Consider the following 11,267-nt stretch of genomic DNA (forward strand, 5'->3'; position numbering starts at 1 on the left):
CGCATGCGGGGGCGCAATCAATTGCTTCGCTCTCAGAAGCGTTTTCGCGCTCGGACTCGTGATCGCTTGAATAGCGGCTGCACGCGTCCTAAGGTTATCAGTGTGTCGCTTCGACACTCACTGAAGGAGGTCCATCATGCCATCCCCGCGTAAGGCTCAGGCGAGCCATCCCGCCGACACGGAAATGTCGAGCCGCAAGAAAACCGCCGGCACGAAGGCGTCCACCGCGAAGACCGCCGGCGCGAAGGAAATGAGCGTCGGCAAGCGCACCACGAAAGCCAAAGCGAAGTCGTAAGTCATCGGCTGGTACCGCGCTCGACCGCGCGGGGATCGGTCAAGGCTGTCCTTCGAAACGGCGAGCGGCAAGCACTTGGTCCGCTCGCCGTTCGGCTTTCTGCGCTCCCGGAAATCAATCTCCATCCCCGAGACCGCAGTTTTTGCCGCCCGCAGCGGCTCGGCCCGCAAAAAAGGCGTTGCCACATGGCAGCGTTCATCTAAAGTAGTTAACCTCCCTTGCACCGCTCTTTCGAGATCCCGACGATGGCCGTCCCGCCACGCGCCGCCTCCGTGCGCGCCGAAGGAATCCTGACCGCCGCCGCGCGCGAAGCCGGCGCGAGTCTCGTGCGCAACCTGTCGATTCCGGCACCGTTCGCCGACGCCGCGCTCGAAGCGCAGTTCCTCGAAGACCACAGCCAGCGGTTCTGCGCGTTCCGGCGCGCGTCGGCGCTGCTCGCGCTCGTCATCTGGACGTGCTTTCTGTGGTGGGATTTCAGCTTCGTGCGCGGCAACAAGGCGCTCAACGTGCGGCTCGCCGACATTCTGGCGCTGCGCTTCGCCGGCGTCGCGCTCTTGATCTGCGTCGGCTTTCTGGTGCTGCGGCCGTCGTTTCGCTCGCACGCGACCGCGCACCGCGTCATCCTCACCGGCATTTACGGCCTGCTCTGCCTCATTCTGACGATGGTGGCGATCACACCCGCGCCGTACAACTACACGCAGTACTTCATCGGCCTGTACCTCGCGCTCTTTTTCCAGTTCAGCTTTTTCTATCTGCGCTCGCGCGCCGCGCTGATGGTCGGCGTCATTACGATGGCCTCCGTCGTCTTCATGCAGATCACGGTCGGGCTACTCAACGCGGAGGATTTCTTCGCCGGGCTCTTTTATATGTTCAACGTCGTGGTGGTCGGGCACGGCGTCTGTGCGCACGCCGAGCGCGTGTCGCGGGAACGGTATCTCGCCGAGCGCGCGCTGGCGTCGCTCAACGACGAACTGCGCGGCGCGAACGGCTCGCTCGAACGCAAGAATCGCGAACTGGAAATCGCAAAGAAGGATCAGGAGACGAAGACCAACGCGCTGCTCGCGCTGCGCGAACAGCAGATGATCGCCGCGCAGACGGCGAGCCGCGAGAAATCGAACTTCCTCGCCGCCGCGACGCACGACCTGCGGCAGCCGATGCACGCGCTCAATCTCTTTCTGCAAGCCGCCGCCGAAGCCATTCGCAACGAGGAATTCGATCAGGCGGAGCGGCTCATCAACGAATGCGGGCGCTCGTCGGTGATTCTCGCGCGCCTTCTGAACGCCGTGCTGGACTTGTCGCGGCTCGAATCGGGGCGCGTCGTGCCGCGCTATCACGTCTTCGATGTCCGCGAGATCGTCGAGGAAGCCGCCGAGCAGTTGCGCCCGTTCGCCAAGAGCCGTGGCGTGGACTTGCGCCTGCGCCTGCCGAAAGACGATGTCGTGTGCGTGCGCAGCGACGCGCACTGGCTCGGCCGCGCGGTGGCGAATCTGGTGTCGAACGGCATCAAGTACGCGGATACCGCCAAGCGCGCGAAGCCGACGGTGATCGTCGGCGTGGTGCGCTCGCCGACGCGCGCGCGTATCGACGTGCTCGACAACGGCATCGGCATACCGGCCGATTACTTCGACGCCATTTTTCAGCCGTTCTTTCAGGTCGATAACCCGGAGCAGGACCGCGACAAGGGGCTGGGGCTCGGCCTGTCGATCGTGAATGCGGTGATTTCGATGCTCGACGAACACCGCATCGAACTGAAGTCCGCCGAAGGACGTGGCTCGCGCTTCTCGGTGGATATTCCGCTATGCGGGCCGTCGCCCGATCAGCCGTCCGCGCGCGCGCCGGCGCGCTCCGAAGCTGCCGAAGCGGCGCAACTGGACGGGCGCTATGTGCTGCTCGTGGAGGACGACGGTCTCGTGCGCGCCTCCACGGAGGCGCTGCTTTCGCAATGGGGCGTGCTCTACGACTCGGCCGCGACGTTCGAAGAATACGAAGCGATGCTCGCGACCATCGAACGTTTCCCCGATCTCATCATCACCGACTACCGCCTGGGCGATGCGAAAACCGCGCGCGAAGTGGCGATGCTCGGCGCGCGCAAGCTCGGGCGCGCGTGCCCTTGCCTCGTCGTGACCGGCGAGCCGGCGGCGACCATCGTGCCGCTCGCCTGCGACCACGACGTGTTGAGCAAGCCCGTGAGCCCGGCCGAACTGCGTCGCGGCATGGTGTCGATGATCGCGGCGGATTCGTTCAACGGCCGGTGAGCCGCGCCGCGAACCACGCCCGCAGCGCCTCGACCTCTTCCATGCAGACCGTATGCGCCATCGGGTACGCGTGCCAGTCCACGGCGCAACCGTGGCCGCGCGCGAATTCGCACGCTTCCTCGCCGAGCCGCACGTCGAGCACGTCGTCGAAGCTGCCGTGTGCGGCGAACACCGGCACGGCGCGATTGGCTTCGCTGATCGAGGCATCGATCAGACCTGGCGACGGGATATAGCCCGACAGCACGATCAGGCCCGCGAGCTTTTCCGGATGCGTGAGACCGGCGTGATACGTCATCGCGCCGCCCTGCGAAAAGCCGGCGATGAAGATGCGCTCGGTCGGAATACCGCGCGCGTTCTGCTCGGCGATCAACGCGCGCACGCGCTCAACCGACGCCTCGATGCCCGCTTCGTCAACCTTCCGGTTGATGCCCTCGAACGACAGAATGTCGTACCACGCGCGCATCACGTAGCCGTTGTTCGCCGTGACCGGAATCTCCGGCGCGTTCGGGAAGACGAAGCGCACGGCGGGCGCATCCGCGAGGCGCAGCTCGGGCACGAGCGGCACGAAGTCGTTCGCGTCGGCGCCGAGGCCGTGCATCAGAATGACGGCGAATTCGGGATTCGGCGCAGTTTCGATTTCCACCACCGACGGTGAATCGCTCATGAGCACTTCTCTCTAAATAATGGGAACGAGGATCTGAATGATGCCGACCACGGAAACCAGCCACGCGAGCGAGCGCAGGAACGGCACGCCCGCGGCGTACAGCGGCACGTAGACCACCCGCGCGACGAAGTACGCCAGCGCGCCGTAGTGCGTGAGCGGGTTCTCGCGCCCGGTCACGTGGACGATCAGCACGGCCACCGCGAAGACCGGCAGCGTCTCGAAGAGATTCGACTGCGCGCGCATCAGACGCGCGGTGAGCTTGCCGGGCGGCGGCGCGGGGCCGTCGCGAGGGCCGGTGTTGTAGCGGATGCCGGTCTCGCGGTTGCGCAAGAGCGCCGGCAGCAGCACTTGCACGAGCGCGAGCACGAGCGTCCAGGCCAGCATCGTCAGTTCGAAACTCATGTCGTCTCCTGTCGGCCGTCTATTGTCTCAGGCGCGCGCTTCATTCGGCCGATGTCAGCGCCGCAGTCTGCGACGCACTGTCGAGCGCGAGTTCATGACACGCGAGCTGTTCGAAGCGGCCGCTCGACTCCGCGTAATCCCAGCGTTCCACGCGCGCGCGCCGCCCCGTCGCGTTGCACGCGTAGCGGATGACGTTCACGGAATTGCCGACGGTCGCCCGCGTGCGCGACGACAGCGCCGTGCCCGCCTGCACCGCCCACATGCGGCGCGGCAGGTCGGCGAAGGTATCGTGCAGCGGCAGCACGTACGGCAGATGGATATGCCCGCCTAGAATCAGGTCAGCGCCCGCCCGCGCCCAGCGCGGCACCGCGCGCTCGCGCCCGTGCAGCAGGTTCGTCTCGTCGCTCGCGCGCGACACCGCCACCGGCTGATGCGTGACCACGACGCGCAACTGCGCCGCGCTCGCCGTCTCCAGCCGCGCAGCGACGCGCCGGATCTGCGGCATCGACACTTCGCCGTCCTTGTGGCGATACGGCCGCGTCGTGTTGACGCCGAGCACGAGCACATCGCGCGATTCGAACGACGGCTCCAGTTCCGCGCCGAACGCGCGTTGATGGTTCGCGTACGGGCGCATGAGCCGCGTGAACACATCGTAGAGCGGAATGTCGTGATTGCCCGGCACGATCACGACGGGCGTCGCGCCGAACGTATTCATGAAGGCGCGCGCCTCGTCGAACTGATAGCGGCGCGCCCGCTGCGTGATATCGCCCGAAAGAATCACGACATCGGGCGGCACCGCTTCGGCAAGACGCAGCAGCGCCGCGACGACTTTGGGTCGCTCGGTGCCGAAATGCGGATCGGAAATATGCAGCAATACGGTCATGAGCGATTGGCTTCGGCCACGTCGGGCTCGGGCTTGAGCAACAGCAGCGGCCGTTCGGAGACGCGGAATTCGAGCGGCATGTCGAGCCACGCGATTTCGCCGTCGGTTGCCGCTTTCACGCGGCGTCTGCCCGTCGACCGCATGCCGCGCGACGGCCGCGTCACCGTGATCCGGTCGAACGTGAAGCTCTCGACGTGATCCGAATCGGCGAGACGTCCCGCCGCGCCGCGCAGCGACAGCAGCAGATGCGCGAGCCGCCCGATAGGCCGCGGCGCAATCGCGACGAGCAAGCCCTGTTCCACTGCGCGGGCCTCGGCCATGCCGATCTGTTCGAGCTGGAGCCGGTTGTTGCCGACGAAGAGCGTCGACGAACGCACTTCGCGCGTGCGTCCCTCATGCTCGATATGCAGCCTCAGATGACGATGCCGCCGCAACAGCGTGAAAAGCGCCGACCACAGCGCGACGAGCCGGCTGCGGCCGAATTGCCGCTTGTAGGCTTCGCGGTCTTCGAGCAGCTTCGGATACAGCCCGAGGCTCGCGTTGACGATGAACATGCGGTCGTTCACGTACCCGACTTGCACCGGATAGGCCCGCGCGTCGAGCAGCAGTTTCGTGGATGCGTCGAGATCGGCGGGAATGCCGTGGTCGCGGCTGAAGTAGTTGAAGGTGCCGCGCGGCAGCACGCCGAACGGCACGTCCGCTTTCAGCGCCGCTTCGGCGACCGTGCAGAGCGTGCCGTCGCCGCCCGCGCCGACGAGCACGCCGCGTTGCGCGCGGGCGTGCTCGGCGGCTTCGCGCGCGGCGGCGGCGAGACGCGGGGGCTTGTCGACCACGCGCAGATCGAAGCGCCGGCCCGCCGCGCCGAATTCGCGCGCCAATGCCGCGCGCGTTTCGTCCGCTTGCCTGCGCCCGGAACCGGCGTTCATCACGATGAAAAACGGCGCGTCGGGCGCGAGCGCGCGGGCGGCGGCCGACGCATCGGCCAAAGGTGCGGACACGGTCATCGGCTGCGCTCCTTGCGGTTCGTCGCATGATTGCGTGCGCCGAGACGCATCGAAGCGGCCGGCGAGCGTGCCGATTATAACGAAAGCCTTACAACGGGAGCGTGCGCCGCCTGATGCTTACGTGTGCTCGCCCCGAATGTAGTACTCGAGTTGCTGAATGGTGAACTGCTGCTCGGAGATGATGTTCTTGACCAGATCGCCGATGGAGATCATGCCGACGAGCTTGCCGTTGTCGATCACCGGCAAATGGCGCATGCGCTTGTCGGTCATGAGCGCCATGCAGTCGTCGGTGGTCTGGTCGGGCCGCACGTAGCGCACGTGCGAAGTCATGATGTCGCGCACCGGCGTGTCTTTCGAGGAGCGGTCCATGAGCACGACTTTGCGCGCATAGTCGCGCTCGGTCATGATGCCGACGATTTCGTCGCCGCGCGTGACGATCACCGCGCCGATGTGCTTGTCCGCCATCAGCTTGATCGCGTCGAAGACCGGCGCCGTATCCGCGATCGTATAGACCGTCTGTTCGGGTTTCGAGCTCAGAACCTTTGCGACTGTTGCCATCGACCGCCTCCGTCTGACTTGCGCGCCGTTCGCCGTCCGCGTGGTGGACGGTCAGGCGCGCTGCGTTGTATCCGGAACACGTTGCTGCGCTGTATGAGCGTAAGGCTTCCGTCCGATGCATTCATCGGCATTAACCCGACCATTCGCGAAGAGTATAGGACACGCATCGCTGTGGCACCTGTGCTTTCCCTGCCTTCAGTTTCGCCGATTCGTGCCGCTAATCAGGCATCGCGCGGAAATTCCGTCTTCCGCCAGGACTACGCGGCGCAAGCGCCCACACCACAGGAGAAGCAGTGAGCAATTCACAACAGGATATCGAGCAGCGCGTGCGGCTCGCGGGCAGCAACATGTTCGAGTTGCTTCTCTTCAAGCTGGGCGAGGCGCCGGATTCGGAGCAGCGCGAACTGTACGGCATCAACGTGTTCAAGGTGCGCGAGATCCTCGCGATGCCGACGATCACCGCCGTCGCCGGTTCGAGCGAGGAGATTCTCGGCGTCGCGGACATTCGCGGACAGATCATTCCGGTGATCGACCTCGCGCGCATCACCGGCTGCCGCCCGAAGAACGGCCCCAAGATTCTGCTCGTGACCGAGTTCGCTCGCACGACGCAGGGCTTCGCGGTCGAGGAAGTCGACGATATCGTGCGCCTGGAGTGGAATCAGGTGTTGTCGGCGGAGTCGCATTCGAGCGGACGCACGGTGACGAGCTTCGCGCGCCTCGACGGCAACGTCGACGGATCGCGGCTCGCGCAGGTGCTGGATGTCGAGCGCATCGTGCGGGACGTGCTGCCGGGCCAGGAATCGGACATCACGGAAGCGCGCACCGGCCGTCTGCAACTGAAGCCGGGCGCGCGCGTGCTGGCCGCGGACGATTCGGGCGTCGCGCGGGCGCTGATCGAACAGAGCCTGACCGCGATGGGCGTGCCGTTCGTCATGACGAAGACGGGGCAGGAAGCGTGGGATGTGCTCGAAGCCGCGCTGCAAAAGGCGCAGAAGCACGGCACCGAAGTCTCGGACGAAATCGCGCTCGTGCTCACCGACCTCGAAATGCCCGAGATGGACGGCTTCACGCTCACGCGCCGCATCAAGGCGGACAGCGGCTTGCAGCACATTCCGGTGGTGATTCACTCGTCGCTGTCGGGATCGGCGAACGAGCAGCACGTGCGCAAGGTCGGCGCGAACGCGTACGTCTCGAAGTTCGAGGCGTCCGAACTCGCCAGCGTGATGCGCGGCGCGATCGTCAACGCCTGAATCGGCGGCGCAAAAGCATCGGCGCCCGGAGCGGAGAGACCTTGTGAGTCTGCCGCGCCGGGCGCCGAATGGGTCGCTTCAGTCTTGAGAGCCGGCGGATAAGCCGGCCAGACCGGTTCGATTAGTGACCGAAAAAGACCGAGTTGGTGCTGTTTGCTGCTTTCGTGCGGGCGCCGGACTGAGCCAGCGAGTCACGCGAACCACCGTAGGCGTTAGCATCGACGCCGTGTGCGTGCTCTTCAGCAGCGATCGCTTGGGCGCTCGGGCCTTGTTGCGACGTCGGAGCGCCGGCAGCCGGGCGATAGAACGGAGCCGGGCCGTAGCCGCTTGCGAAAGCGGGCGCAGCGAGCGTGGCGGAAGCGGCGATAAGAAGGGTAGCGAGAAGATTGCGTTTCATGGTGATCTCCAAAGACGGTTGACGTTCAATCAGAAAGCGCCGCAGCGGTCTTGCGAGAAACTGTCTGCTACGTCGATGGAAAGCAGTGTATACCCCTACTATCGTTTTTTTATCCCGATATATTTCAATACACTTTTCATCCAGCGCCAACAATCTCTGGCCGCACGGGCGTGCGAAATGGCTCAAAGCCGCGCTGCGTACGGCGCTGAGCGCGACGGGCGTCAATTAAGCTGTTCGCTAGGGACAGAACAATCTCGTGCCGATCGGCGTCGTCGAAGGCCGATTCGGGACGTTATCAGTGGACGAGACGCTGCATCAGGTGGACGAGCGTCGCAGGCGAGTTGCCCTTCTGGCAATACGCGTCGAAGCCGGCGTGCAGCCCTTTCGTGCGCACGAGCTCCTCGCCGAGCGCCGTAAACGCGATGATTCCCGCGTCGCGCGTACGAGCGATGCGCCGTAGCACACGCGCGGTCGCGAAGCCGTCGTGCTCCGGCATGCTGATATCGAGAATGACGATGTGCGGCACCCAGCCGTCGACCGCATGCAGCGCGTCGACGCCGGACAAGGCGACTCGCGTCTCGAATCCGTCGGCAGTGAGGGCCGCGGCGAGCGCCTCGGCGCTGGAAGCGTTGTCATCGACGACGAGAATCCGCCAGCACGGGAGATCGACGTCGATACTGCGGTTGGTCCAGAGAGCGCATTGGGGCGAATGCAAATTCACGGGCATGGCAAGTCGCGATATTCATCTGACCGCCGTATCGCACGAATCGCGCCCGGGCGGGCGACCCGTCATGCGCCCGCTTCGCGCTTGCCCTTGCGCCGTTTCGCGGCGCTCTCTTCGCTCTCGCGCAGCCGCGCATTCGCCTGAACCAGCGAGGCGGCGTCGCGCTGCCGCAGCGCCAGGTCGAGCTCGCCGAGCGCGGCCACGAGCGCATCGCGGTCGGCCTGTTCGCATGCCGGTTCGCCGCCGGCCGCCACGCGCCGCGCTTCCTTGTCGAGCCGCTTGAAAAGCTTCGCGCCGAAGCGCGTGTCGAGCGCGCCGTCGCGCGCCAGGCCGGATATCACCGAGGCGAGGCGTATCAGTCCCGCCGCGGTGGTTTGCGTCGCGCCATCCAGATCGTCACGGTCATCATCCACAACGCTTCTCCCCAAGTTTGACAGTCGGCGCGCGCCGGGTCCGGCGTCTATCGTCGCGTGTCCGGTCATCATACGCTGTCAATATGACAATCATTCTTACATTCCGCGACACGAATGCCGCGATTGTTTCCACGAGCGATGAGCGCCAAACCTGCGTCGCCAGCACCGAGCGGTGGCACACTAGCGCCTGACGAAGCAAGCCGCCAGTCTTCGACCGCACATAACGACCGCATGAAAACCGCTATCCCGCAAACATCGCTCTACGGTTCAGACTTCACCGGCCTCGTCTGCGGCTTCCGTTTTCGCGTCGATCAACCGGGCGAGCCCATCGATTCCGAGCAGGCGAGCGACTGGGTCGGCCGCGACGACACGGCCAAAGAGTTCCTCTGGCTGCACTTCGACCTCGCCAACAGCGCATGCGAGCGCTGGATCAAAACCCGGCTCGGCTTACCCGACGCGTTCTTCGACACGCTGCATGAGGGCTCGCATTCGACGCGCATCGAGCATCAGGAAGGCGCCTTGTTCGCGGTCATCAACGACGTCATGTTCAATTTCGAGCTGACGCCCTCGGAAATCGCGACGCTCTGGGTGTACACGCACCAGAAGCTGCTCGTCACCGCGCGCATGAAGCCGCTGCGTTCAATCGATTCGTTGCGCGAGTCCGTGCGGCGCGGCGAAGTGTTCCGCTCGCCGGCGGAACTGCTCGCGCATCTGCTGCGCGATCAGGCGGATCTGCTCGTGCAGATCGTGCGGCGGACGAGCGCGGAAGTGGACGGCATCGAAGATCGCTTTCTGTCGACGCATGCGTCCACGACCCGCTCGGATCTCGGCGCGCAGCGGCGCGTGCTCGTGAGGCTGCAACGGCTGCTCGCGCCCGAACCGGGCTCGGTGTTCCGGCTGCTCGCGCGCCCGCCGCGCTGGCTGCACGCGCAGGACATCCAGGACCTGCGCGACGCGACCGAGGAATTCTCGCTCGTCCTCAACGATCTCGCCGGGCTCGTCGAGCGCATCAAGCTGCTACAGGAAGAAATCGCGACGCGCATGGACGAGCAGAGCAACCGCACGCTTTTCACGCTGACGCTCGTGACCGTGCTCGCGTTGCCCATCAACATCGTGGCCGGTTTCTTCGGCATGAACGTCGGCGGCATACCGCTCGCCGAGAATCATCACGGCTTCTGGCTGCTCGTGGCGATCGTCGCGAGCTTCACCGTGCTCGCCGGATGGTGGGCGTTCCGCCGGCGGCGCGATATGTGAGCGTCGCTCGCCTTTCTTCGGTTAGAGCCCGAGATCGCTCAGTCCCGGGTGATCGTCGGGGCGACGCCCGAGCGGCCAGTGATACTTGCGCTCGGATTCTTTGATCGGCAGATCGTTGATCGACGCATGCCGATGCGTCATGAGCCCGGCCTCGTTGAACTGCCAGTTCTCGTTGCCATAGCTGCGGTGCCAGTTGCCCGAATCGTCATGCCATTCATATGCGAAGCGCACGGCGATGCGGTCTCCGGTGAACGCCCATAGCTCCTTGATGAGCCGATAATCGAGCTCGCGCACCCACTTGCGATGCAGAAACGCCTCGACTTCCGCGCGTCCGTTGACGAACTCCGCGCGGTTGCGCCAGCGCGTGTCCTCGGTGTACGCCAGCGCGACGCGCTTGGGATCGCGCGTGTTCCAGCCGTCTTCGGCGAGACGAACCTTCAAGGCGGCGGTTTCAGCGTCGAACGGCGGGAGAGGCGGTCTGGTTTCCATGGCATGTCCTGTTGACGTTGCGCGTGGTAGACAGGGTTGTCTACCTGAAGCGCACTCTAGCGCAGGTAGACAGACCTGTCTACAATTGGCTGCATGAACGTGATCGCCTCCCCTGCCGACTCGACCGAGCTTCCACCGGATGCCCGCATTCTGCGCACCGCGCACGACCTCTTCTACCGCGACGGCATCCGCGCGACGGGAATCGACCGCGTGATCGCGGAATCGGGCGTGGCGAAGAAAACGTTCTATCGATACTTCGCGAGCAAGGACGACCTCATCGTCGCGTTTCTCGAATACCGGCATGACAACTGGATGACGTGGTTCCGCGACGGCCTTGCGCGTCACGGCGGCACGCTCTCGGCGCTCGTACCGACGCTCGCGGAATGGTTCGGCGGCGAGGCGTATCGCGGTTGCGCGTTCATCAATTCGGTGGTCGAAGTCGGCGGCACGCTGCCGCAGGCTGTCGAGATCGCGCGGCGACACAAGCGCGACATGACCGCCGCGATTCGCGCGCTGATGCCGCCGTCGCGCACCGCGAAGGCCGACGCGCAGGCGCTCGCGCTCGCTGTGGATGGCGCGATCGTCGCGGCGCAATTCGCCGACGCCCCCGCCGATGCGTTGAAAGCCCTCGCGCGCGTGGTTCGGGCGGTGAAGCGCGCGGCCGCGAGCGCGGAGTGAC

At 65.3% G+C, this 11,267-nt stretch carries 14 protein-coding genes; 5 read left to right on the forward strand and 9 right to left on the reverse strand.

Features of this window, described 5'->3' with window-relative positions; all coding sequences use genetic code 11:
• Positions 1 to 136 precede the first annotated feature (136 nt).
• Positions 137 to 295: a hypothetical protein gene (locus LDZ24_RS17555; protein ID WP_248322507.1), complete on the forward strand. Its 159-nt coding sequence runs from the start codon at positions 137 to 139 to the stop codon at positions 293 to 295.
• Positions 296 to 540: 245 nt separating this feature from the next.
• Positions 541 to 2,550 carry a hybrid sensor histidine kinase/response regulator gene (locus LDZ24_RS17560; protein WP_248322508.1) on the forward strand — a complete coding sequence of 670 codons (2,010 nt, stop codon included), beginning with the start codon at positions 541 to 543 and terminating at the stop codon, positions 2,548 to 2,550.
• On the opposite strand, the gene LDZ24_RS17565 is transcribed toward LDZ24_RS17560, so the two are convergent.
• From LDZ24_RS17565 to LDZ24_RS17585, 5 genes are all read right to left on the reverse strand, one after another.
• Positions 2,537 to 3,214, reverse strand: coding sequence for an alpha/beta hydrolase (locus LDZ24_RS17565; RefSeq protein WP_248322509.1), 678 nt, complete (start codon positions 3,212 to 3,214; stop codon positions 2,537 to 2,539). The genes LDZ24_RS17560 and LDZ24_RS17565 overlap by 14 nt on opposite strands.
• Positions 3,215 to 3,226: 12 nt before the next feature.
• On the reverse strand, positions 3,227 to 3,616 hold the full coding sequence (locus tag LDZ24_RS17570; RefSeq protein WP_248322510.1) for an MAPEG family protein: 390 nt from the start codon (positions 3,614 to 3,616) through the stop codon (positions 3,227 to 3,229).
• A 40-nt stretch (positions 3,617 to 3,656) separates the two neighbouring features.
• Positions 3,657 to 4,499: a metallophosphoesterase gene (locus tag LDZ24_RS17575; protein ID WP_248322511.1), complete on the reverse strand. Its 843-nt coding sequence runs from the start codon at positions 4,497 to 4,499 to the stop codon at positions 3,657 to 3,659.
• The gene (locus tag LDZ24_RS17580; protein ID WP_248322512.1) at positions 4,496 to 5,503 is read right to left on the reverse strand and encodes a diacylglycerol kinase family protein; all 1,008 of its coding nucleotides are present in this window, start codon (positions 5,501 to 5,503) and stop codon (positions 4,496 to 4,498) included. Before LDZ24_RS17580 ends, LDZ24_RS17575 begins: the two co-directional genes overlap by 4 nt.
• Before the next feature lie 117 nt (positions 5,504 to 5,620).
• Positions 5,621 to 6,061, reverse strand: a complete 441-nt coding sequence (locus tag LDZ24_RS17585; RefSeq protein WP_175941349.1) for a CBS domain-containing protein — start codon at positions 6,059 to 6,061, stop codon at positions 5,621 to 5,623.
• Between the two features lie 293 nt (positions 6,062 to 6,354).
• Between LDZ24_RS17585 and LDZ24_RS17590 the strand changes: the two genes are divergently transcribed.
• A complete protein-coding gene (locus LDZ24_RS17590; RefSeq protein ID WP_248322513.1) occupies positions 6,355 to 7,311 on the forward strand; it encodes a chemotaxis protein in 957 nt (318 codons plus the stop codon).
• A gap of 121 nt (positions 7,312 to 7,432) precedes the next feature.
• Here the strand turns inward: LDZ24_RS17590 and LDZ24_RS17595 are convergent, their stop codons facing one another.
• The 3 genes from LDZ24_RS17595 to LDZ24_RS17605 form a co-directional block, all read right to left on the reverse strand.
• Complete coding sequence (locus tag LDZ24_RS17595) at positions 7,433 to 7,708, reverse strand: hypothetical protein (protein ID WP_248322514.1); 276 nt, start codon at positions 7,706 to 7,708, stop codon at positions 7,433 to 7,435.
• A 295-nt stretch (positions 7,709 to 8,003) separates the two neighbouring features.
• Positions 8,004 to 8,435 carry a response regulator gene (locus LDZ24_RS17600; RefSeq protein WP_175941343.1) on the reverse strand — a complete coding sequence of 144 codons (432 nt, stop codon included), beginning with the start codon at positions 8,433 to 8,435 and terminating at the stop codon, positions 8,004 to 8,006.
• A gap of 62 nt (positions 8,436 to 8,497) precedes the next feature.
• The gene (locus LDZ24_RS17605; protein ID WP_248322515.1) at positions 8,498 to 8,845 is read right to left on the reverse strand and encodes a hypothetical protein; all 348 of its coding nucleotides are present in this window, start codon (positions 8,843 to 8,845) and stop codon (positions 8,498 to 8,500) included.
• Positions 8,846 to 9,076: 231 nt separating this feature from the next.
• On the opposite strand from LDZ24_RS17605, the gene LDZ24_RS17610 reads away from it, so the two are divergent.
• Positions 9,077 to 10,099 carry a transporter gene (locus LDZ24_RS17610; RefSeq protein ID WP_248322516.1) on the forward strand — a complete coding sequence of 341 codons (1,023 nt, stop codon included), beginning with the start codon at positions 9,077 to 9,079 and terminating at the stop codon, positions 10,097 to 10,099.
• A gap of 21 nt (positions 10,100 to 10,120) precedes the next feature.
• Here LDZ24_RS17610 and LDZ24_RS17615 read toward each other — a convergent pair whose 3' ends face one another.
• Positions 10,121 to 10,588 (reverse strand): nuclear transport factor 2 family protein, encoded by a 468-nt coding sequence (locus LDZ24_RS17615; protein ID WP_248322517.1) that lies wholly within the window; start codon positions 10,586 to 10,588, stop codon positions 10,121 to 10,123.
• A 93-nt stretch (positions 10,589 to 10,681) separates the two neighbouring features.
• Between LDZ24_RS17615 and LDZ24_RS17620 the strand changes: the two genes are divergently transcribed.
• Positions 10,682 to 11,266 carry a TetR/AcrR family transcriptional regulator gene (locus LDZ24_RS17620; RefSeq protein WP_248322518.1) on the forward strand — a complete coding sequence of 195 codons (585 nt, stop codon included), beginning with the start codon at positions 10,682 to 10,684 and terminating at the stop codon, positions 11,264 to 11,266.
• Position 11,267: the final 1 nt, after the last annotated feature.

This window comes from Caballeronia sp. Sq4a, from assembly GCF_023170545.1.
Taxonomy (GTDB): domain Bacteria; phylum Pseudomonadota; class Gammaproteobacteria; order Burkholderiales; family Burkholderiaceae; genus Caballeronia.